The organism is Streptomyces ardesiacus (assembly GCF_003112575.1).
Taxonomy (GTDB): Bacteria; Actinomycetota; Actinomycetes; order Streptomycetales; family Streptomycetaceae; genus Streptomyces; species Streptomyces ardesiacus.
In genome coordinates, this window is sequence record NZ_BEWC01000002.1 from 1,223,703 (window position 1) to 1,244,863 (window position 21,161).

Annotated in this window: 16 protein-coding genes; 13 read left to right on the forward strand and 3 right to left on the reverse strand. The window is 72.8% G+C overall.

Translation table 11 applies throughout. From position 1 onward, the window contains the following. Nucleotides 1–58: 58 nt before the first annotated feature. A complete protein-coding gene (locus Sdi02f_RS12620; RefSeq protein ID WP_030402272.1) occupies nt 59–508 on the forward strand; it encodes a DUF4190 domain-containing protein in 450 nt (149 codons plus the stop codon). Nucleotides 509–582: 74 nt separating this feature from the next. Here the strand turns inward: Sdi02f_RS12620 and ybiA are convergent, their stop codons facing one another. Then, entirely contained in the window at nt 583–1,188 is a 606-nt protein-coding gene (gene ybiA / locus Sdi02f_RS12625) for a riboflavin biosynthesis intermediates N-glycosidase (RefSeq protein ID WP_174843333.1), read from the reverse strand. Nucleotides 1,189–1,390: 202 nt separating this feature from the next. On the opposite strand from ybiA, the gene Sdi02f_RS12630 reads away from it, so the two are divergent. The 8 genes from Sdi02f_RS12630 (at nt 1,391) to Sdi02f_RS12665 (ending at nt 11,139) form a co-directional block, all read left to right on the forward strand. Further along, a complete protein-coding gene (locus Sdi02f_RS12630) occupies nt 1,391–2,926 on the forward strand; it encodes a gamma-aminobutyraldehyde dehydrogenase (protein WP_053662601.1) in 1,536 nt (511 codons plus the stop codon). A gap of 55 nt (nt 2,927–2,981) precedes the next feature. Beyond that, nucleotides 2,982–4,229: an ABC transporter substrate-binding protein gene (locus Sdi02f_RS12635; RefSeq protein ID WP_030402269.1), complete on the forward strand. Its 1,248-nt coding sequence runs from the start codon at nt 2,982–2,984 to the stop codon at nt 4,227–4,229. A 5-nt stretch (nt 4,230–4,234) separates the two neighbouring features. Continuing rightward, on the forward strand, nt 4,235–5,428 hold the full coding sequence (locus tag Sdi02f_RS12640; RefSeq protein ID WP_031185381.1) for an ABC transporter ATP-binding protein: 1,194 nt from the start codon (nt 4,235–4,237) through the stop codon (nt 5,426–5,428). Continuing rightward, nucleotides 5,428–6,357, forward strand: coding sequence for an ABC transporter permease (locus Sdi02f_RS12645; protein ID WP_030402267.1), 930 nt, complete (start codon nt 5,428–5,430; stop codon nt 6,355–6,357). The genes Sdi02f_RS12640 and Sdi02f_RS12645 overlap by 1 nt, the downstream gene beginning before the upstream one ends. Further along, nucleotides 6,358–7,170 carry an ABC transporter permease gene (locus Sdi02f_RS12650; protein WP_108933242.1) on the forward strand — a complete coding sequence of 271 codons (813 nt, stop codon included), beginning with the start codon at nt 6,358–6,360 and terminating at the stop codon, nt 7,168–7,170. It begins immediately after the preceding gene. 33 nt (nt 7,171–7,203) lie between these two features. Continuing rightward, nucleotides 7,204–8,631, forward strand: coding sequence for an NAD(P)/FAD-dependent oxidoreductase (locus Sdi02f_RS12655; RefSeq protein WP_031087409.1), 1,428 nt, complete (start codon nt 7,204–7,206; stop codon nt 8,629–8,631). Between the two features lie 129 nt (nt 8,632–8,760). Then, nucleotides 8,761–9,228, forward strand: a complete 468-nt coding sequence (locus Sdi02f_RS12660; protein ID WP_030402264.1) for a hypothetical protein — start codon at nt 8,761–8,763, stop codon at nt 9,226–9,228. A gap of 87 nt (nt 9,229–9,315) precedes the next feature. After that, on the forward strand, nt 9,316–11,139 hold the full coding sequence (locus Sdi02f_RS12665) for a chitinase (protein WP_108933243.1): 1,824 nt from the start codon (nt 9,316–9,318) through the stop codon (nt 11,137–11,139). Here Sdi02f_RS12665 and Sdi02f_RS12670 read toward each other — a convergent pair. Beyond that, the gene (locus tag Sdi02f_RS12670; protein WP_167458157.1) at nt 11,078–11,767 is read right to left on the reverse strand and encodes a phosphatase PAP2 family protein; all 690 of its coding nucleotides are present in this window, start codon (nt 11,765–11,767) and stop codon (nt 11,078–11,080) included. The two genes, Sdi02f_RS12665 and Sdi02f_RS12670, sit on opposite strands and share 62 nt — an antisense overlap. A gap of 44 nt (nt 11,768–11,811) precedes the next feature. Between Sdi02f_RS12670 and Sdi02f_RS12675 the strand changes: the two genes are divergently transcribed. Then, complete coding sequence (locus Sdi02f_RS12675; RefSeq protein WP_245962179.1) at nt 11,812–12,660, forward strand: tetratricopeptide repeat protein; 849 nt, start codon at nt 11,812–11,814, stop codon at nt 12,658–12,660. A 431-nt stretch (nt 12,661–13,091) separates the two neighbouring features. Here the strand turns inward: Sdi02f_RS12675 and gabT are convergent, their stop codons facing one another. Next, complete coding sequence (gene gabT / locus Sdi02f_RS12685; RefSeq protein ID WP_030402260.1) at nt 13,092–14,426, reverse strand: 4-aminobutyrate--2-oxoglutarate transaminase; 1,335 nt, start codon at nt 14,424–14,426, stop codon at nt 13,092–13,094. A gap of 253 nt (nt 14,427–14,679) precedes the next feature. On the opposite strand from gabT, the gene Sdi02f_RS12690 reads away from it, so the two are divergent. The 3 genes from Sdi02f_RS12690 (at nt 14,680) to Sdi02f_RS12700 (ending at nt 20,616) form a co-directional block, all read left to right on the forward strand. After that, nucleotides 14,680–17,118, forward strand: coding sequence for a type IV secretory system conjugative DNA transfer family protein (locus Sdi02f_RS12690; RefSeq protein ID WP_031087400.1), 2,439 nt, complete (start codon nt 14,680–14,682; stop codon nt 17,116–17,118). 247 nt (nt 17,119–17,365) lie between these two features. Next, complete coding sequence (locus Sdi02f_RS12695) at nt 17,366–19,006, forward strand: PucR family transcriptional regulator (protein ID WP_108933246.1); 1,641 nt, start codon at nt 17,366–17,368, stop codon at nt 19,004–19,006. 164 nt (nt 19,007–19,170) lie between these two features. Beyond that, complete coding sequence (locus Sdi02f_RS12700) at nt 19,171–20,616, forward strand: aldehyde dehydrogenase family protein (RefSeq protein ID WP_030402257.1); 1,446 nt, start codon at nt 19,171–19,173, stop codon at nt 20,614–20,616. Nucleotides 20,617–21,161: the final 545 nt, after the last annotated feature.

The window sequence follows — 21,161 nt, forward strand, 5'->3', positions numbered from 1 at the left end:
CCCTCCCCTCGGCCTTGCCTCTACGATGTCAGCCGCCAACGAGGGGAGAGCAGTTTCCATGTCGTACTCCAATCCCGGACCCGGGGGATACGGGCCGCCGCCGCAGCAGGGCCAGCCGCCCGGCGGGGGTTACGCATACCCGCAGTCCGCGCCCGGGTACGGCTACCCGAACCAGGGCCCGTCCTACCCGGCCGCCCCGCCCGTGGGCCATCCGCAGGGCCCCGGCTACGGCATGCCGATGCAGCCGAGCAACGGCTTGGGAACCACGGGACTGGTCCTCGGCATCATCGGCGTGGTGTGCAGTCTGACCTTCTTCCTCTGGTTCTTCGGCGTGATCCTCGGCATCCTCGCGATCATCTTCGGTGCGACAGGCCGCGGGAAGGCCAACCGGGGCGAGGCCACCAACAAGGGCTCCGCGACCGCCGGCCTCGTGCTCGGCATCATCGCCACCGTGATCCTGCCGTTGCTCGGATTCCTCGCCTTCGCGAGTCTGATGAGCATCGCCTGAGCCGGGCGGTGCCGGAAAGGGGGGCGGCTTCCGGGCCGCCCCCTTTCGCCGCTCAGGAGCCGCTCGGCGGTCACTCACACGTCGCCCGCGCGCAGCCGCTCGCGGGCGGCCATCAGCGCGAAGCCCAGCAGATTCGGCCCCCGCCAGCGCTCGGGGTCTGTCGCCGCCTCGTCGCCCGCGGCCAGACCGATGCCCCACACCCGGTCCACGGGACTCGCCTCCACCAGCACCCTGTCGCCCGTGTTCAGCAGGAACGCCCGCAGGGCCGCGTCCGAGGCGAACTTGTGGACGCTGCCGTCCACGACGATCTTGAACCGCTCCCGCTCCCACACCGTCTCGTCGAAGCCGCGGACCAGCCGGCCCGCCTTCTTCGCCTGAGCGGGGTGAGCCGCCGCCAGCACCCGTCGCTCGGCCTCCGGGTCCCGGAAGAGGCGGGCCTTGCCGGCCATCATCCAGTGCTCGGCCGTCCGGTACTCCACCCCGGCCACCGTGAACGGCGACGGCCACCACTGGCTCAGACAGCTCGGCCCGACCCGGCCGTCCGGGAGCGGCCGGTGCCCCCAGAAGCACAGGTACGTGATCCGCTCGCCCGCTCTGACCCGCGCGACCAGCGCTTCCCGGCTGTCGACGGCCCCCATGGCCACCCCCGCGCTCCGCCCGGCCCCCGTGATCTTCTCCATGCACGCGAGTGTGGCACGCGCCACTGACACTCCGTCCGTCCTTTTCCGTGGCGACTCGACACCTGGTCGACAGATTCCGTCGCGTAACCAAATGGCAACAACGGAATCACTTGTTGGCGTCCTAGTGCTCTGTCAGGATCGGCACTCACATCGAGCCTGAGCCACGCCGGCCCCCGCCACGGGGAGACCGAGGAGAGCCGACATGCACAACCCGGGCAACGCCACTTCGGACCGATTCCCGGCCCAGGACCGCTTCGCGGACGGGGCCCAGTACATCGCGGGCCGTCTCACGAAGGGCACCTCCGGACACACGCACACCGTCGTCGACCCGGCCACCGGCGAGGAGGTCCTGACCTACGAACTCGCCGGACCCGGTGACGTCGACGCGGCCGTCGCCGCCGCGCGGGAGGCCTTTCCCGGCTGGGCCGGCGCCACCCCCGCCGAGCGCTCCGACGCCCTGCACCGGTTCGCCGCCGTCCTCGCCGAGCGCGCCGAGGACTTCGCCCGCGCGGAGTCCCTGCAGTGCGGCAAGCCGCTGAAGCTGACCCGGGAGTTCGACGTGCCGGGCACCGTCGACAACGCGGCCTTCTTCGCCGGCGCCGCCCGGCACCTGCAGGGACAGTCGGCGGGGGAGTACTCCGGCGACCACACCTCGTACGTGCGCCGCGAGCCGATCGGCGTCGTCGGGTCGGTCGCGCCCTGGAACTACCCGCTCCAGATGGCCGCCTGGAAGATCCTCCCGGCGATCGCCGCGGGCAACACCGTCGTGCTCAAGCCCGCCGAGGTCACCCCGCTCACCTCCCTGATGTTCGCCCAGGCGGCCACGGAGGCCGGCCTTCCGGACGGTGTGATCAACATCGTCAGCGGCACCGGGCGGGAGGCCGGCGAGCACCTCGTCGCCCACCCCGACGTCGCCATGACCTCCTTCACCGGCTCCACCGCCGTCGGCAAGCGCGTCGCCGAGGTCGCCACCGCCACCGTCAAACGCCTCCACCTGGAACTGGGCGGCAAGGCCCCCTTCCTCGTCTTCGACGACGCCGACCTCGACGCCGCCGTCAACGGCGCGGTCGCGGGCGCACTCATCAACACCGGCCAGGACTGCACGGCCGCCACGCGCGCGTACGTGCAGCGGCCCCTGTACGAGGCGTTCGTCGAGCGGACCGCCGCGCTCATGGACACCGTCCGCGTCGGCGACCCCTTCGCCGACGGCACCGACCTCGGACCGCTGGTCAGCCACGTCCAGCGGGACCGCGTCGCCGGGTTCGTCGACCGGGCCCGCTCCTACGCGCGCGTGGTGACCGGCGGCGAGGCACCGCAGGGCGACCTCAAGGAGGGCGCCTACTACCGGCCCACCCTCATCGCGGACGCCGCCCAGGACAGCGAGGCCGTCCAGTGCGAGATCTTCGGGCCGGTGCTGGTCGTCCTGCCCTTCGACACCGACGACGAGGGCATCCGGCTGGCCAACGACACGCCGTACGGGCTCGCCGCCTCCGCCTGGAGCCGGGACGTGTACCGGGCGAACCGCGCCACCCGCGAGATCAAGGCGGGCTGCGTGTGGATCAACGACCACATCCCGATCATCAGCGAGATGCCGCACGGCGGTTACCGGGCGTCCGGCTTCGGCAAGGACATGTCCGCCTACTCCTTCGAGGAGTACACGCAGGTCAAGCACGTCATGTTCGACAACACCGCGGTGGCGGCCAAGGACTGGCACCGCACCGTCTTCGGGGACCGGTAGTCACGACGAGAGGCCGCCGACCACGGCCGACCCACCCGAAAGGGCAACCACGCGCATGGAGCAGTACGAGCCCGACCGCCTCTCCCCGGCCCAAGTGGCCGCCATGCGGCGCTCACTCAGGAGCGGCAGGGCCGCCCTCACCCGCCGTTCGCTGCTGCGCGCCGCCACGGGCACCGCGCTCGCGGCCGGGGGAGCCGGCCTGCTGAGCGGCTGCGGCATCCCGGCGGCCGGCAAGACCGAGGGCGGCGTCTCCGCCGAGGACCACTCCCAGTCGGAGAAGCAGGTGCGCTTCTCCAACTGGACCGAGTACATGGACGTCGACGAGAGCGGCAGGCGGCACCCCACACTGGAGGCGTTCACCGAGCGCACCGGCGTCAAGGTCACCTACACCGAGGACATCAACGACAACAGCGAGTTCTTCGGCAAGATCCAGCCGCAGCTCGCCGCCGGCCAGGAGACCGGGCGGGACATCATCGTCCTCACCGACTGGCTGGCCGCCCGCCTGATCCGCCTCGGCTGGGTCCAGAAACTGGACCCGGCCAACCTGCCGCACGCCTTCGCCAACCTCTCGCCCCAGTTCCGCAGCCCTGACTGGGACCCGGGCCGCGCCTACTCCTACCCCTGGCAGGGCATCTCCGCCGTCATCGCCTACAACCGCAAGGCCCTCGACGGCATCGAGGTCAAGACGGTCTCCGACCTGCTCGACGATCCGAAGCTCAAGGGCCGGGTCGGCTTCCTCACCGAGATGCGCGACACCATGGGCATGATGCTGCTCGACATGGGCAAGGACCCGGCCCGCTTCGGCGACGACGACTACGACGCGGGCATCGACCGGCTCCAGAAGGGCGTCGACCGCGGCCAGATACGCCGCTTCACCGGCAACGACTACACGTCCGACCTCAGCAAGGGCGACCTGGCGGCCTGTCTGGCCTGGGCCGGCGACGTGGTCCAGCTCAAGGCGGACAACCCGGACGTCGACTTCGTCATCCCGGACAGCGGCTACGTCACCTCCAGCGACAACCTGCTGATCCCCAACAAGGCACGGCACAAGACGAACGCCGAACGGCTCATCGACTACTACTACGAGCCGGGCCCGGCCGCGGAACTCGCCGCCTACATCAACTTCGTCTGCCCGGTCGACGGCGTGAAGGACGACCTGGCGAAGATCGACGAGGACGCGGCGAACAACCCGCTGATCATTCCCGACCGGGCCATGCAGGCCAAGTCGCACTCCTTCCGCTCCCTGAGCCCGAAGGAAGAGACCGCATACGAAGAGAAGTTCGCGAAGCTCACCGGGGCGTGACGACGATGACGACGCATACGACGACGAACCAGACGGCCGCGACGGACGGCGGCGGCGACGTCCGCCTCACCGGCATCAGCAAGGACTACGGCTCCTTCACCGCCGTGCACCCGCTCGACCTGACCGTGCCCCAGGGCTCCTTCTTCGCCCTGCTCGGCGCCTCCGGCTGCGGCAAGACCACGACCCTGCGCATGATCGCCGGGCTGGAGGAACCGAGCGCGGGCACCGTCCACCTCGGCGACCAGGACGTGACCGCGCTGCCGCCCTACAAACGGCCGGTCAACACCGTCTTCCAGTCCTACGCCCTCTTCCCGCACCTCGACATCTACGAGAACGTCGCCTTCGGCCTGCGCCGGCGCGGCATCAAGAGCGTGAAGAAGCAGGTCGGCGAGATGCTCGACCTGGTGCAGCTCGGCGAACAGGCCCGCAAGAAGCCGCACCAGCTCTCCGGCGGCCAGCAGCAGCGCGTCGCCGTGGCCCGCGCGCTGATCAACCACCCCAAGGTGCTGCTCCTCGACGAACCGCTCGGCGCCCTCGACCTCAAGCTGCGCCGCCAGATGCAACTGGAGCTCAAGCGCATCCAGACCGAGGTCGGCATCACCTTCGTGCACGTCACCCACGACCAGGAGGAGGCCATGACCATGGCCGACCGGGTCGCCGTGATGAACGCGGGCCGCGTCGAGCAACTGGGCGCCCCCGCCGACCTGTACGAGAACCCGCGCACCACCTTCGTCGCCAACTTCCTCGGCACCTCCAACCTCATCGAGGCCGAGGTCGACACCCGCAGCGGCGACGACGTCGTCGTCAAGGCGGCCGGCGACAAGCTGGTGCTGCCCGGCGCCCGGTGTTCCGCGCCCGCGAAGGCGGGCGGCAAGATCCTGGTCGGGGTCCGTCCCGAGAAGATCGGACTCACCCACGCGGACGACGCGGGCACCCTTCCCGAGGGCCGCAACCGCGTCACCGGCACGATCAGCAGCACCAGTTTCATCGGCGTCTCCACCCAGTACGTCGTCGACTGCGCGGCCTGCCCCCAGTTCGAGGTCTACGCCCAGAACATCGACCGCGACCCCCGCCTCGTGCCCGGCGCCGAGGTCGTCCTGCACTGGAACCCGGCGCACACCTTCGGACTCGACGCCGCCCAGTCCGTGCTCGCGGGGACGGCGGGCGACGCCGGTGCGGCCGAGGGCGAGGCCGTCTGATGTCCACCCTCACCGAGGCGCCACCGCCCCCGGCCCCGACCGGGACCGAGCCGAAGCCCCCGCGCAGGAGGGGCCGCTGGACGCCGTACTGGCTGCTGCTGCCCGGCATCCTGTGGCTGGTCGTGTTCTTCGCGGCGCCGATGGTCTACCAGGCCTCCACCTCCGTGCAGACGGGCTCGCTGGAGGAGGGCTACCAGGTCACCTGGCACTTCGCCACCTACTGGGACGCGCTGTCCGCGTACTGGCCGCAGTTCCTGCGCTCGGTCGCCTACGCGGCCTCCGCGACGGTGCTGTGCCTGCTGCTCGGCTATCCGCTCGCCTACCTCATCGCCTTCCGTGCGGGACGCTGGCGGAACCTGATCATGATCCTGGTGATCGCGCCGTTCTTCACGAGCTTCCTGATCCGCACCCTGGCCTGGAAGACGATCCTCGCGGACGGCGGCCCGGTCGTCGGCGCCCTGAACACGCTGCACGTCCTGGACGTCACCGGCTGGCTCGGCTGGACCTCCGGCGACCGCGTGCTGGCGACCCCGCTCGCCGTGGTCTGCGGCCTGACGTACAACTTCCTGCCGTTCATGATCCTGCCGCTGTACACCTCCCTGGAACGCATCGACGGCCGGCTGCACGAGGCGGCGGGCGACCTCTACGCGAAGCCGTCCACCGTCTTCCGCAAGGTCACCTTCCCGCTGTCGATGCCGGGCGTCGTCTCCGGCACCCTGCTGACCTTCATCCCGGCCACCGGCGACTACGTCAACGCCTCCCTGCTGGGCTCGGCCGACACCGGAATGATCGGCAACGTGATCCAGTCGCAGTTCCTCAGGGTCCTGGACTATCCGACGGCCGCCGCGCTCTCGTTCATCCTCATGGCCGCGATCCTCGCCATGGTCACCCTCTACATCCGCAAGTCCGGGACGGAGGACCTGGTTTAAATGGCCCTCGTCACCTCTTTCAAGAACTGGCTCAAACGCCATCTGGTCGTCATCGCCGGACTGCTGACCCTCGCCTATCTGCTGCTGCCCAACGTCGTCGTCACGGTCTTCTCCTTCAACAAGCCGAACGGGCGCTTCAATTACGAATGGCAGCAGTTCTCCACGGACGCCTGGAGGGATCCGTGCGGCGTGGCCGGGCTGTGCGGCTCGCTCTCGCTCAGCCTCCAGATCGCCCTGTGGGCGACCCTCGGCGCCACCGCGCTCGGCACCGCGATCGCCTTCGCGCTGGTCCGCTACCGCTTCCGCGCGCGGGGTGCGATCAACTCGCTGATCTTCCTGCCGATGGCGATGCCCGAGGTCGTGATGGCCGCCTCGCTGCTCACCCTGTTCCTCAACATGGGTGCTCGGCTGGGCTTCTGGACCATCCTGATCGCCCACATCATGTTCTGCCTGAGCTTCGTCGTGACGGCCGTCAAGGCGCGCGTGATGTCGATGGACCCGCGCCTGGAGCAGGCGGCGCAGGACCTGTACGCCGGTCCCTTCCAGACCTTCGTCCGGGTCACCCTGCCCATCGCCGCCCCCGGCATCGCGGCCGGCGCGCTGCTCGCCTTCGCGCTGTCCTTCGACGATTTCATCATCACCAATTTCAACGCGGGTTCCACCGTCACCTTCCCCATGTTCGTGTGGGGCTCGGCCCAGCGCGGAACGCCCGTTCAGATCAATGTCGTCGGTACGGCCATGTTCGTCGTCGCCGTACTGTTCGTCCTGGCCTCCATGGCCGTCGGCAACCGTCGCCATCGCCGCAAGGCATGAGCGCGCCAGCAGTATGCGTAGGGAGTTGAAATCATGGCCCCTGGAGCCATGAGCCGCAGCAACGACTGGACGAAATCCCTTTCCGACGCGCAGCCGGTCCCGTACTGGCTGGACGACCCCGGCCGCCCCCGCCCCGAGGCCGCCCTCACGGGTGCCGAGACCTGCGACCTGCTGGTGGTCGGCGGGGGCTACAGCGGACTGTGGACCGCGCTGATCGCCAAGGAGCGCGACCCGGACCGGGACGTGGTGCTGGTCGAGGGCCGCGAGGTGGGCTGGGCCGCCTCCGGGCGCAACGGCGGATTCTGCGCCGCCTCCCTCACCCACGGGCTGTCCAACGGCCTCACCCGCTGGCCGCGGGAGATCCACAGGCTGGAGGAGCTGGGCGCCCGCAACCTCGACGCGATCGAGGAGGCGGTCGCCCGCCACGGGATCGACTGCGGCTTCGAGCGCACCGGCGAGATCGACGTGGCCACCGAGCCCCACCAGGCCCGGGAACTGGAGGACTGGTACGGGGAGATCCGCGCCAAGGGCCTCGCCGGGGGCATCGAGTACCTGGACGCCGACGCGGTGCGGGAACAGGTCGACTCACCCACCTTCCGGGCCGGCCTCTGGGACCGGCGGGGCGTGGCGATGGTCGACCCCGCCAAGCTGGCCTGGGGCCTCAAGCGCGCCTGCCTCGCGCTCGGCGTCCGCCTCTACGAGCACACCCCCGCGCTCACCCTGCGGCCGTACGGCGCCGGCATGGCCGTCCGCACGCCCTACGGCGGGGTGCGCGCCCGCACGGTCGCGCTCGGCACCAACGTCTTCCCCAGCCTGGTCCGGCGGGTGCGTCCTTACACCGTTCCCGTCTACGACTACGCCCTGATGACCGAGCCGCTCTCCGACGCGCAGCTCGCCTCGGTCGGCTGGCGCAACCGGCAGGGCCTCGGCGACAGCGCCAACCAGTTCCACTACTTCCGCCTCTCCCAGGACAACCGGATCCTGTGGGGCGGTTACGACGCGGTCTACCCCTACGGCGGCCGGGTGCGCGCCGAGTACGACCACCGCCCCGAGACCTACGCCAAGCTCGCCGGGCACTTCTTCACCTGCTTCCCGCAGTTGGCCGGCGTCCGCTTCACCCACGCCTGGGGCGGCGCCATCGACACCTGCTCGCGCTTCTCGGCGTTCTTCGGCACCGCCCACCGGGGCAGGGTGGCGTACGCGGCCGGGTACACCGGCCTCGGTGTGGGCGCGACCCGGTTCGGCGCCGAGGTGATGCTCGACCTGCTGGCGGGAGAGCGCACCGAGCGGACCGGGCTGGAGATGGTGCGCAGCAAGCCGCTTCCCTTCCCGCCCGAGCCCTTCGCCTGGACCGGCATCGCCCTCACCAAGTGGTCGCTGGCCCGCGCGGACGCCCGGGACGGCCGGCGCAACCTGTGGCTGCGGACGATGGACCGGCTGGGGCTCGGCTTCGACAGCTGAGCCGGGCCGGCCGGCGGGCCTGTGACCCGGTTCACTCCAACGGGTTGCGGCAACCCGCGTAATGCCGCCGGGAGACCTCCCTCTCCCTCATGACGCACCCCGCGTCGAGGAGTGAAAGGGAGGTTTCACATGCCTGGTGCGAAGACGGCGGTCGCGTGGCTGGCATCCGTCGCGCCGGATCCCGAGTCCTGCCGCCGGGACTGGGAGCGCGACCCCTCGGGCGTCGCGCTGCTGCCCGCGGGCAAGGCCTGGGACGTGCTCATCCTGCCGTCCAGGCTCGGCTATCCGACCCTGGACGTGCTCTCGCGCGTCCTGGACCAGCCCGGCCCGGTGCTCGCCGACTTCGGCGACGCGCGCACGGGCTTCTTCGTCCCCGCCGGCACCGCGGCCCGCTGGGTCGGCACCGGCGTCCGGACGGCCGGGCCCGGCACCTGGATCGTGGTGCCGTACCCGGGCGGACTGTCGACCGGCGGCACCCGCTGGCTGATCCCGCCGGATGGCAGCGGCACCCTCACCGATCCCGCGCTCCTGGAGCTGGCGATGCACGAGGCGGCGGCGGCCCTCGCGGTGGAGGAGGGCGAGGGCCGCCGGGAGTGAGGTGCGCGAGGGGTTGACAACAGAATTGGTCTGGACCAAATTGGGCGCGCTCCGCCCTCCCCATCTCCCCCATGTCCGGAGGCACTTGTGGAACGCGCCAGCGCCAGACCTCTCACCCGTCGCCCCCTCGTCACCCTGCTCACGGCCGCGGCCCTGGCCGCGTCCGGCCTGACCGCGCTCACGTCGGCCGCCCGTGCGGCCGACGCGGACCTCGCCCGCAACGGCGGCTTCGAGTCCGCGCTCGACGGCTGGACCTGTACGGCCGGCACCACCGTGACCTCGCCCGTGCACGGCGGCACGGCGGCCCTGAAGGCCACCCCGGCCGGAGCCGACAACGCCCGCTGCGCGCAGACGGTGTCCGTGAAACCGGACTCCCAGTACACGCTCTCCGGCTACGTCCAGGGCACCTACGTCTACCTCGGCGCGAGCGGCACCGGCACCACCGACGTCTCCACCTGGGCCCAGTCGGCCCCCGACTGGAAGCAGCTGACGACCACCTTCCGCACCGGCCCGTCGACCACCAAGGTCACGATCTACACCCACGGCTGGTACGGCACCGGCGCCTACCACGCCGACGACATCTCCCTCACCGGCCCGGGCGGCGAGACGGGACAGCCCCCGGCCGTCCCCGGCGGCCTGAAGACCGGCTCGGTGACCTCTTCCAGCGTCGCCCTGTCCTGGTCACCGGTGCCGGGCGCGACGGGGTACGCCGTCTACCGCGACGGCACCAGGGTCAGCACGGTCACCGGCACGTCCACCACCGTGTCCGGCCTGACCCCGTCGACGGCGGACTCCTTCCAGGTCACCGCCGTCAACGACGCGGGCGAATCGGCGCGCTCCGCCACGGTCACCGCGACCACAGCCCAGCGCCCGGACGACGGCGGCGGCTCCTCCGGCCTCCCGGCCCACGCCCTGGTCGGCTACCTCCACGCCAGCTTCGCCAACGGCTCCGGCTACACCCGCATGGCCGACGTGCCCGACAGCTGGGACGTCATCGACCTGGCCTTCGGCGAGCCCACCTCGGTCACCTCCGGCGACATCCGCTTCGAGCGCTGCCCGGTCACCGAGTGCCCGAACGTGGAGAGCGACGCCGAGTTCAAGGCCGCGATCAAGGCCAAGCAGGCGGCCGGCAAGAAGGTGCTGATCTCCATCGGCGGCCAGAACGGCCAGGTGCAGCTCACCACCGCCGCCGCCCGCGACACGTTCGTCTCCTCCGTCTCCGCGATCATCGACGAGTACGGCCTGGACGGCCTCGACATCGACTTCGAGGGCCACTCCCTCTCCCTGAACGCCGACGACACCGACTTCAAGAACCCGAAGACCCCCGTCGTCGTCAACCTCATCTCGGCCGTGAAGACCCTCAAGGCCAAGTACGGCGAGCGCTTCGTGCTGACCATGGCGCCCGAGACCTTCTTCGTCCAGCTCGGCCACCAGTACTACGGCACCGGCAAGTGGGGCGGCCAGGACCCCCGGGCGGGCGCCTACCTGCCGGTCATCCACGCCCTGCGCGACGACCTGACCCTGCTGCACGTCCAGGACTACAACTCCGGCCCGATCATGGGCCTCGACAACCAGTACCACTCCATGGGCGGCGCCGACTTCCACATCGCCATGACCGACATGCTGCTCACCGGCTTCCCCGTCGCGGGCGACGCCGGCAACGTCTTCCCGCCGCTGCGCCCGGACCAGGTCGCGATCGGCATGCCGGCCTCCACCCAGGCGGGCAACGGCCACGTCTCCCCGGCCGAGGTCACCAAGACCCTGAACTGCCTGACGAAGAAGACCGACTGCGGTTCGTACGCCACCCACGGCACCTGGCCCGCCCTGCGCGGCCTGATGACGTGGTCGATCAACTGGGACCGGTACGCGAACTGGGAGTTCCAGAAGAACTTCGACGCGTACTTCGGCTGACGCCCGGCGGGGTCCGGCGGACCGCCGACCGGACCCCGGCCAGCAGGACCGTCCCCAGGCACCAACTGGCCACCACGTCCAGCGGCCAGTGGTACCCCCGGCGCACCAGCCCGTAGGAGGTGCCCAGCACCAGCACGGCGCAGAGCACGGCCAGCGTCCGGCGTGCGGCGGCCGAGCGCAGGAGCGGGAACAGCAGCAGCGTCGCGGCGCCGTACGCGACGAGGGCCGTGGCGGTGTGGCCCGAGGGGTAGTAACCGACCGCGGGCGGCACCGCCGGGGTGCCGGGGCGGTCGGTCCACTCCTTCAGCGGGACGACCAGCACCGGCACCAGGACCATCGCCAGGGCTCCGGCGAGCGGCGGCAGCCACCAGCGGTCCACGCCCGCCGCCCGCCCGCGCCACGCCGCCCACGCCAGTGCCACGGCGAGGACGGGCACCGCCACCTGCACATTGCCCAGGTCGGACAGCAGCTCGGAGAGCCGGTCCGGGTGGACGAGCACCCCGCTCAGCCGCTCGTCCGCCCCGGCCAGCGGGCCGTCGGCGACGATCTGCCAGGTGATCAGCGCGAAGACGAGCACGCAGAGCCCGACGAGGGCGGGCAGGACGCGAGGGCGGGCGGAGAGCGGCATGCGGCCCAGCTTCGCAGGCCCGCCGTCGCGTAGTCTCACCGCCCGTGACGACCATACGAACGGCACGGGACAGCCAGTGGGAAGAGACCTTCTCCCGGTTGCGGACCATGACCAGGGAGGGCCGGTACGAGGAGGTCGAGGCCGAGGCGCGGGCCCTGGCCGCCCTCCCGCGACGCCCCTGGCGCAGGCGTCCGCCGCACTGGGAGGCACGGGTGCTCGCCACGGGAACGGCCGTCATGCACGGCCGGCCGGCCGAGGCGCTGGACGAACTGGACGCGCTGATCGCGGAGCTGGAGCCGGTCGGCCTCAACTCGCAGATGCTGCGGCTGATCGCCCGCAGTCATCGCGTGGTGGCCCTGTCCGGGCTGCGGCGGTACGCGGAGGCGGAGACCGAGGCGCTCGCCGTCCTGGGCGAGCTGACCCGGATCGCCCACCGCGCCCCGGTGTCGGGGCTGGAGGTGAACACCCTGGGGCACCTGGCCGCCGTGCTGTGCGGGCTGGCCCGCTACCAAGAGGCGGAGGCGGTGGCCCGCGGCAACCTGCACCGCGCCGACGGACCCGCCGTCGCCGTCCTGCACACCACGCTGGCGCGCAGCCTGACCGGGCAGGGCCGCCACGAGGAGGCGCTGACCGAGCTGGGCCGGAGCCTGCCGCAGCCGCCCCGCCACGCCGCCGGGTACCTGGACCTGGCCACCGCCGAGGCCCTGTACGGCCTGGGACGCCGCGCCGAGGCGGAGGACGCCGTACGGCGGGCGCTGGCCGCCTGCGAGGGGCGGCTGCACCCGGCGCATCCGCGCACCGCCGAGGCCCGTGCCCTGCTCGCCCGTGTCACCGGGGGCGAGCAGGACGCGGCGTCCGGAGAAGGAGGAGATCCAGGAGATCCGGGGGAGTGACACCGAAGGGCCGGCACAAGGGGGGGAGTGTGCCGGCCCTTCGGTGAACCACCGTCCCGGGTGCCGGGGCGGTCGTCCTGACCGGAACGCCGCGCGCCCCGGGGGGTTTGGGGCGGGCGACCGTCCGATCGGTGAGGAAGCCGGAGCCCGTGGACTCCGGTTGTGTGCGCGAGGCACGACCAGGTCGAAGCTGGGGAGGCTCCGTCCTGATGATCCGCCCACAGTCCCCTGTGGGCGGGTCCATCTCTCATCTGCGTAGAACCTACGGCAGGGGGTCGGCTCAGGACAGGCTCATCGGCGTCCTGACATCCACCCCGCACACCTTCTTCACACGCTCTGCCGGTCGTCCCGCCAGGCGTGCGAAGCGCAGCTCAGATGCGCGTTCGATCCCTCGCGCAGACACTCGCCCCGGTCCTCGCGCCCGCCCTCGTTCAGATGCCGGCGAGGGCCTGCTCGATGATGTCGAGACCCTCGCCGAGCAGGTCGTCGCCGATCACCAGCGGGGGCAGGAAGCGCAGCACGTTGCCGTAGGTGCCGCAGGTCAGCACCAGCAGGCCGGCCTGGTGGCACGCCTTGGCGAGCGCGGCGGTGGCCTCGGGGGCCGGCTCCTTGGTGGCGCGGTCCTTGACCAGCTCGATCGCGATCATCGCGCCGCGGCCCCGGACGTCACCGATCACGTCGAACTTCTCCGCCATGGCGGACAGGCGGGACTTCATGACCGCCTCGATGGTCCGCGCCCGGGCGTTGAGGTCCAGCTCCTTCATCGTCTCGATGGCGCCGAGCGCGCCCGCGCAGGCCACCGGGTTGCCGCCGTAGGTGCCGCCGAGGCCGCCGGAGTGCGCGGCGTCCATGATCTCGGCGCGGCCGGTGACGGCGGACAGCGGGAGGCCGCCCGCGATGCCCTTGGCCGTCGTGATCAGGTCCGGGACGATGCCCTCGTCCTCGCAGGCGAACCACTGGCCGGTACGGCAGAAGCCGGACTGGATCTCGTCCGCGACGAAGACGATGCCGTGGTCCGAGGCGAACTCGCGGATCGCGGGCAGGAAGCCCTTGGCCGGCTCGATGAAGCCGCCCTCGCCGAGCACCGGCTCGATGACGATCGCGGCCACGTTCTCGGCGCCGACCTGCTTGGTGATCTGGTCGATCGCCTGGGCGGCGGCCTCCGGACCGGCGTTCTCGGCGCCGGTCGGCCAGCGGTAGCCGTAGGCGACCGGGACCCGGTACACCTCGGGCGCGAACGGGCCGAAGCCGTGCTTGTACGGCATGTTCTTCGCGGTCAGCGCCATCGTCAGGTTGGTCCGGCCGTGGTACCCGTGGTCGAAGACGACCACGGCCTGCCGCCCGGTGTGGGCCCGCGCGATCTTGACGGCGTTCTCGACGGCCTCGGCACCGCTGTTGAACAGGGCCGACTTCTTCGCGTGGTCGCCCGGCGTCAGTTCGGCCAGCGCCTCGGCGACGGCGACGTAGCCCTCGTAGGGCGTGACCATGAAGCAGGTGTGGGTGAAGTCGGCGAGCTGCGCGGACGCCTTGCGCACGACGGCCTCGGCGGAGGCGCCGACGGAGGTCACCGCGATGCCGGAACCGAAGTCGATCAGGCGGTTGCCGTCGACGTCCTCGATGACGCCGCCGCCGGCCCGCGCCACGAAGACGGGCAGCGTGGATCCCACACCCTGCGCGACCACGGCCGTACGGCGGGCCTGCAGCTCCTGCGACTTCGGGCCGGGGATGGCGGTGACGACGCGGCGCTCCTGCGGAAGTGCGGTCATGAGGGCTCCTGGGGATCTTGCGGACGAACGCTTGCCTTCTTTCTCGCAGGCTAGGACCGGCGGTGGGGGGTGGGCATGCTCCATGTGGGCGTTGTCCGGACGGCCCCTTGTCCGCCGTGGACAGGTGGCCGGAACCGGCGGCACGGGGAAACGTCGGGACGGGCCCGGCCGCGTAAGCGGTGAACTCCCCTTGCGAGGGCGTTAGATTGGCTCGCTGATGGTGGACGGAGCGGCTGGTCAGGGGGCAAGGGCGATGGACGGCGACGGGACGCGGGACGCGCGGGGCACGCATGCGAATCCGGTACCGCGCCCGGCGGGGCCTCCCGAGGTGCCCCCCGCGCCGCCCCCGGTACCGCCCGCCGTGCCTCCCCGGCCGGCCGGCGTGCCGGGCGCGTCCGCCGTGCCCGAGCACACCCCCCGGTCCGGGTCCGCCGTCGCCACCTGGCTCGACACCGAGCGGCCGGCCGCCCGTCCCGGGATCTGGCGGTTCGGATACCGGCCCCCCGAGGAGGCTCCGCAGCGGGTCGCCCCCGTGACGGTCGTCGGCATGCTGGTTCCGCTCGGCCTGGCGATGCTGGTCTGGTCGCTGTGGCAGCGCGGTGTCACCTCGTACCAGTACGCCCTCCTGCGCCTGTTCACGCCGGACGACTGGTGGTGGGGCGGCACGCTCGCCTCGCCCAAGGTGTTCGAGGGGCGGAACGTGCCGGCCCCGGGGGCGGAAGCCCTGGTGATCTACGAGGGCCTCGCCTTCGCCGCGCTCGTGCTGCTGGTGGCGGTGCTCGGCAGCTGGCGCGCCGTCGTGAGCCACTACGTGACCCGCAGGCCCCAGCCCGCCCGCGCCCTGCTCGCGGCGCTGCTGGCCCTCCTGGCCCTGAGCTTCGTCTTCCCCGACGCCTTCCCGGTCGTCGGATGGTCCCCGGTGCCGGTCGTCGATCCCCTCCTGTCCTTCACGGTGCTCGTCTCGGACGGCTACGACCTGATGGCGTCCCGTCTGTACACGGACACGCTGTACACGGTCGTCACCCTGCTCGTGCTGTGGCCGTTCGCCCGTCTCGGCGGCTGGCTGCCGTACGCGCGGACACTGCTCGCCGCCCGCCGGGCCGTCCCCGCCGCCGTCACCCCGGCCGCCCGCCCCCGCTCGCAGTGGCCCGCGCTGCGGGACACCGGACAGCACGAGGCCGCCGACCTGCTCACCGGCGAGGTCGCCCGCGGCGGCGTGAACGACGTCGACTGCGCCCGGGTCGAGAACGCCTTCTCCGCCGCCCGGCGCGGCGCCACGCTGGACGCGTTCCGCGACACCGTGCTGCGCCGGGGCGGTGCGGCCTGGACCCACCCGTCCGGTGCCCGGGACCTGCGGCGCCGGACCGCCCGCCACGACCTGCTGACCGGGCAGGTGCGCATCGGACGCTGGGCGGCCGTCGAGCAGACCCCCCTGCCCTACCGGGACGCCGGGGCAGCCCTCGACCCGGAGGTGCTCGGCACCTCGCTGCTGGCCGTGGGCCCTCCCGGGTCCGGCAAGACCCGCGGCCTGGTCGAGCCGGTGACCGAGGCGCTCGCGCTGCAGGCGCTCACCGGGACCTGTGCCGTCGTGGCCGTGTCCGCGCCGGGGTCCCCCCTGTGCGACGACGACGCGTTCGACGTGATCGTCCGCATCGGTGACCGGTCCTCGGTGCACGACCTGGACCCGTACGCCGAGTCCGACGATCCGGACGACGCGGCCGCGATCCTCGCCGAAGCCCTGGTGGGCGACCTCGACACGGTCGGAGCACAGGGCGCCGTCACGGCCCTGGCGCAGCTGCTCGGCCCCTTCCGGGCGGTGCACGGCCGTTTCCCCTCCCTGCCGGAACTGCACGCGCTGCTGGAGGGCGAGGAGACGGCGCTGTCCCGGCTGGGGGAGGCGCTCGCGGCGAGCGGGAACGACGTCATGCGCCGCGAACTCGACGCACGCGTCCGGCAGACCGGCGCCCCGGGCGACGCGGGCCGGGCCCTGGCGGACCGGCTGGCCCTGCTGAACCGGCCGGTGTTCGCCGACTTCTTCGGCGGCCGCGGAAAGGCCCGCCCGTTCTCCCTGCGGGCGGTCGCCCACCATCCGCTGCGGGTCCGGATCGACGTCCCCGAGCGCGGGCACGACGAGGCCTCCCGGCTGATCACCCGGCTGATCCTCGCGCAGTTCCACGCCGTGGTCAGGGAGGGCCGCCGGGAGCACTTCGTCGGCCTGGTCCTGGACGACGCGACGGGCGCCGTCACGCGGCAGTCCGTGCGCCGCATCCAGCGGCTGCGCTCGCAGAACGCGGGCGTGCTGCTCGCCCTGCGGACCGTCGGCGACGTACCGGAGGCACTGCACGGCCCGCTGTACGGCGCCGTGGGCTGCCGCATGGCCTTCTGCGGCGTCTCCACCTGGGACGGCGGCCGGTTCGCGCAGGCCTGGGGCACCGAGTGGGTGGAGACGACCGAGGTCGCCAAGCACACGGTCTTCGCCGACCAGCCGATGACGAGGTTCTTCCACGCCGTGCGCAAGCTGGTGACGGGCAAGGCGGTGACGACGGACGCGGTGACCGTCCGCCAGGTCGAGCGGGAACGCTGGTCGGCCTCCGAGCTGGCGCACGCCGTGCCGGCCGGACACGCCGTGCTGTCGCTGACCAGCGTCAAGGGGGAGCACGCGCCGCCGCTGCTGGTGAACCTGCGCGGGTGAGCCCCGGGGGCTGCCAGGGGCGGGCACGCCGGCACCCGGGCAGCCCCGGAGCCGGGCAACCCCGGAGCCGGGCGCCCGGCACCCGGGCACCCCGGGACTTGAGGGCCCGGGGACCGTACAGTGAGGCAGAATCGACACACGCCGTTCATACGCGACGGCCAAAAGATCACAGCGACTCCACACCGACCCCGCAACCGGCCGCACCCAGGCCCCCGCCTCTGACGCAGACCCGAAGGCCAAGGCACCCATGCCCCCGACGCTCGCCTCGCTCGTCCACCACTCGGCGCTCAAGCTGGCCGTGCGCGCCGGCGAGGACCGCCTCGACGTGCCGGTGCGCTGGGCCCACGTCAGCGAACTCGCCGACCCCGTGCCCTACATGGAGGGCGGCGAACTGCTGCTGATCACCGCCCTCAAGCTGGACGCCGAGGACCCCGAGGCGATGCGCCGGTACGTGAAGCGGCTGGTGGGCGCCGGAGTGGTGGGCCTCGGATTCGCCGTCGGCGTCAACTACGACGACATCCCCGGGGCCCTGGTGGAAGCGGCCCGCGAGGAAGGCCTGCCGCTCCTGGAGGTGCCGCGCCGCACCCCCTTCCTCGCGATCAGCAAGGCCGTGTCCGCCGCGATCGCCGCCGACCAGTACCGCGCGGTCACCGCGGGCTTCGCCGCCCAGCGCGAGCTGACCCGGCGGACCCTGGCCGACGGCCCGGAGGGCCTGCTGGCCGCGCTCGCCGCGCAGGTCGACGGCTGGGCGGCCCTGTACGACGCCTCGGGCGCCGTCGTCGCCAGCGCGCCGGAGTGGGCGGGCCGCAGGGCCGCGCGGCTCACCGCGGACGTGCAGCGGCTGCGCGAGCGCCCGGCGCCGGCCTCGTCGGTGGTCGCCGGCGCCGGGAGCCCGGACCACCCCGAGAACGCCGACCGGGTCGAGCTGCACACCCTGGGCACCTCCCGCCGGCCCCGCTCCGCGCTCGCCGTCGGCACGGCCGCCGCCCTCGGCACCGCCGAGCGGTACGCCGTCCACTCCGCCATCGCCCTGCTGACCCTCACCACGGAACGCTCCCGCTCCCTGCACGAGGCCGGGCTGCGCATCGACGCCGCCGTCCTGCGCATGCTGCTGGCCGGCGAACCCGACCACGCGCGCACGGTCGCCGGGGACCTGTACGGCGGCCTGCTGGACGCGCCGTTCCGCATCGTCGTCGCCGAGTCGGCGGCCAGGGCCAGGGCCTCCACGGCCGCACGGGCCGGTGACCCGGGCGGCGAGACGGGCGACGCCCTCGGCACCCTCACCGAGGTCGTGGAATCCGCGGCGGCCCACGCCGGCGAGGCGGTGCTGGTCGTCCCCGAGGGCGAACGCCTGGTGATGCTGGCCACCGACCGGGGCGCGGCCGTCGCCGCCTGCGCCGAGTACGCCTCGGCCCTGGAGGCCGCCCGCCCGGCCTCCGACTCCCTCGCGGGCGGCGACGAGGAGAGCCTGGTCGTCGGCCTGTCGGCGCCGTCCGGGCCCATCGCCGCGTCCGCCGCCTACAAACAGGCCGAACAGGCCCTCTCGGTGGCCCGCCGGCGCGGCCGGGTCTGCGTGGAGCACGAACACCTGGCGGCCGGGTCCCTCGTGCCCCTCCTCGCGGACGACGCGGTACGCGCCTTCGCCGACGGTCTCCTGCGGGCGCTGCGCGACCACGACGCCACCGGCCGGGGCGACCTGGTGGCCTCCCTGCGCGCCTGGCTCTCCCGCCACGGCCAGTGGGACGCGGCCGCCGCCGACCTCGGGGTCCACCGCCACACCCTGCGCTACCGGATGCGCCGGGTGGAGGAGATCCTCGGCCGCTCCCTGGACGACCCGGACGTCCGCATGGAGCTGTGGCTGGCCCTGAAGGCAACGGCACCCGAGTAGGCCGTCCGGCGCGGCCGTCCGGCGTTTGTGGCCACCGCGTCGAACAGGCCACGCCCACCACTACACCCCGGACAAACGCCCCCCGCCCCGCCCCGTCCTACCGTGGACGCGCACCCGCAATCACCACCACACGACCCCCAACGCGGAAGGGCCGGGACTCGACAATGACTTCCACCCACGCCTTCTGGCTCGCCGGCCGCCAGGCCACCGGCGAGACCGGCTTCGACGTCACGTCCCCCTGGGACGGCACCACCGTCGGCACGGTGAGCCTCCCCACCGACGCCCAGGTCGAAGAGGCCGTGGCCGCCGCGTACGCCGTCCGCGAGGACTTCGCCGCGACCCCCGCCCACACCCGTGCCGCCGCCCTCGACCACGTCGGCCGCCGCCTGTCGGAGCGCGCCGAGGAGATCGCCCGCCTGATCTCCGCCGAGAACGGCAAGCCCGTCAAGTGGGCCCGCGGCGAGGTCGGCCGCGCCGTCTCGGTGTTCCGCTTCGCCGCCGAGGAGGCCCGCCGCTTCAACGGCGGCGAGGCCCAGCGCCTCGACACGGACGCCGGCGGCCAGGGTCGCCTCGCCCTCACCCGCCGCTTCCCCAAGGGCGTCGTCCTCGGCATCGCGCCCTTCAACTTCCCCCTCAACCTGTGCGCCCACAAGATCGCCCCCGCGATCGCGGCCGGTGCCCCCATCATCCTGAAGCCCGCCCCCGCCACCCCCCTCTCCGGCCTGATCCTCGGGGAACTCCTCGCCGAGACCGAGCTGCCCGCCGGCTCCTGGAGCATCCTTCCGGTGCCGAACGACCGCATGCCCGCCCTCGTCCAGGACGAGCGCCTGCCGGTCATCTCCTTCACCGGCTCGGAGACCGTCGGCTACGCGATCATGGACTCGGTGCCCCGCAAGCACTGCACCCTCGAACTGGGCGGCAACGGCGCGGCGGTCGTCCTCGGGGACTGGGCGAGCGACGAGGACCTGGCGTGGGCCGCGTCCCGCATCGCGACCTTCTCCAACTACCAGGGCGGCCAGTCCTGCATCTCCGTGCAGCGCGTCATCGCCGACGCCGCCGTCTACGACCGGCTGCTGCCCCGCATCGTCGCCGCCGTCGAGGCCCAGGTCACCGGCGACCCGAACGACGACGCGACGGACGTCGGCCCGCTGGTCAGCGAGGCCGCCGCCGAGCGCGTGGAGTCCTGGGTCGAGGAGGCCGTCGCCGCGGGCGCGAAGCTCCTCACCGGCGGCAAGCGCGACGGTGCCGCCTACGCCCCGACCGTCCTCACCGACCTGCCCGCCGGCACCACCCTCGCCCGCGAGGAGGTCTTCGGCCCGGTCCTCAGCGTGCAGAAGGTGACCGGCGAGGCCGAGGCGTTCGCCGCCGTCAACGACTCCAAGTACGGCCTCCAGGCAGGCGTGTTCACCCATGACCTCCAGGCCGCCTTCCGTGCCCACCGCGCCCTGGAGGTCGGCGGCGTCGTCATCGGCGACGTTCCCTCCTACCGCGCCGACCAGATGCCGTACGGCGGCGCCAAGCAGTCCGGCGTGGGCCGCGAGGGCGTGCGGTTCGCGATGGACGACTACACCTACGAGCGGGTGCTGGTCCTCACGGGGCTGGCGCTCTGACGTCCGGTCCCGTCCTGAGTCGAGCCGGTGGCCCGCCCGGACGTACGTCTCGGGCAGCAGGCCGGTGACGGGGACCGCGCGGATGCGGTCCCCGTCAGAACCTGGCGGCGCCGGCCACACGGCGGGACGCCCCCGTCCCTGGTCGCCGCCGGTGACCCGGCAGGCGTAGGCGGCCGTGACGGCCCGGCCGTCACGGGCACGGGCCGGGGCCGCCGGGGTGCGGTCGTCGCCGCGGCAAGGAGTGCCGGGCCGCGTGCCCGGGGTCGCCGGCCGATCCGCGGACTCGTACGGTTCGCCGCCGGTCGTGCGGTGGTGCTCCGCTGCCCGGACGATCGGCACACGCCTGGACGGCCGAGCCCGACGCGGCGCGTCCCGCCTCCCCGGGACGAAGGGAGGAACGGCAGGCCGTAGCGGCACCGGTGCCGAGCAGCCGGCCCACGTCCACCGACGTCACCCTGGTGACCGGCAGGACCACGCACCACCCCGGGGGCCGGGCCGGCGGCGAGTCGGGGGCCCGGTGCCGGTGGTCACCGGTGCCGGGCCCC

Excerpts from the sequence above, each read along its gene's own strand:
- Sdi02f_RS12620 (WP_030402272.1), top strand. The coding sequence starts at position 59 with ATGTCGTACTCCAATCCCGGACCCGGGGGATACGGGCCGCCGCCGCAG.
- Sdi02f_RS12630 (WP_053662601.1), top strand. The coding sequence starts at position 1,391 with ATGCACAACCCGGGCAACGCCACTTCGGACCGATTCCCGGCCCAGGAC.
- Sdi02f_RS12640 (WP_031185381.1), top strand. The coding sequence starts at position 4,235 with ATGACGACGCATACGACGACGAACCAGACGGCCGCGACGGACGGCGGC.
- Sdi02f_RS12645 (WP_030402267.1), top strand. The coding sequence starts at position 5,428 with ATGTCCACCCTCACCGAGGCGCCACCGCCCCCGGCCCCGACCGGGACC.
- Sdi02f_RS12655 (WP_031087409.1), top strand. The coding sequence starts at position 7,204 with ATGGCCCCTGGAGCCATGAGCCGCAGCAACGACTGGACGAAATCCCTT.
- Sdi02f_RS12695 (WP_108933246.1), top strand. The coding sequence starts at position 17,366 with ATGCCCCCGACGCTCGCCTCGCTCGTCCACCACTCGGCGCTCAAGCTG.
- Sdi02f_RS12635 (WP_030402269.1), top strand. The coding sequence starts at position 2,982 with ATGGAGCAGTACGAGCCCGACCGCCTCTCCCCGGCCCAAGTGGCCGCC.
- Sdi02f_RS12700 (WP_030402257.1), top strand. The coding sequence starts at position 19,171 with ATGACTTCCACCCACGCCTTCTGGCTCGCCGGCCGCCAGGCCACCGGC.
- ybiA (WP_174843333.1), bottom strand. The coding sequence starts at position 1,188 with ATGGAGAAGATCACGGGGGCCGGGCGGAGCGCGGGGGTGGCCATGGGG.
- gabT (WP_030402260.1), bottom strand. The coding sequence starts at position 14,426 with ATGACCGCACTTCCGCAGGAGCGCCGCGTCGTCACCGCCATCCCCGGC.
- Sdi02f_RS12690 (WP_031087400.1), top strand. The coding sequence starts at position 14,680 with ATGGACGGCGACGGGACGCGGGACGCGCGGGGCACGCATGCGAATCCG.
- Sdi02f_RS12650 (WP_108933242.1), top strand. The coding sequence starts at position 6,358 with ATGGCCCTCGTCACCTCTTTCAAGAACTGGCTCAAACGCCATCTGGTC.
- Sdi02f_RS12660 (WP_030402264.1), top strand. The coding sequence starts at position 8,761 with ATGCCTGGTGCGAAGACGGCGGTCGCGTGGCTGGCATCCGTCGCGCCG.
- Sdi02f_RS12670 (WP_167458157.1), bottom strand. The coding sequence starts at position 11,767 with ATGCCGCTCTCCGCCCGCCCTCGCGTCCTGCCCGCCCTCGTCGGGCTC.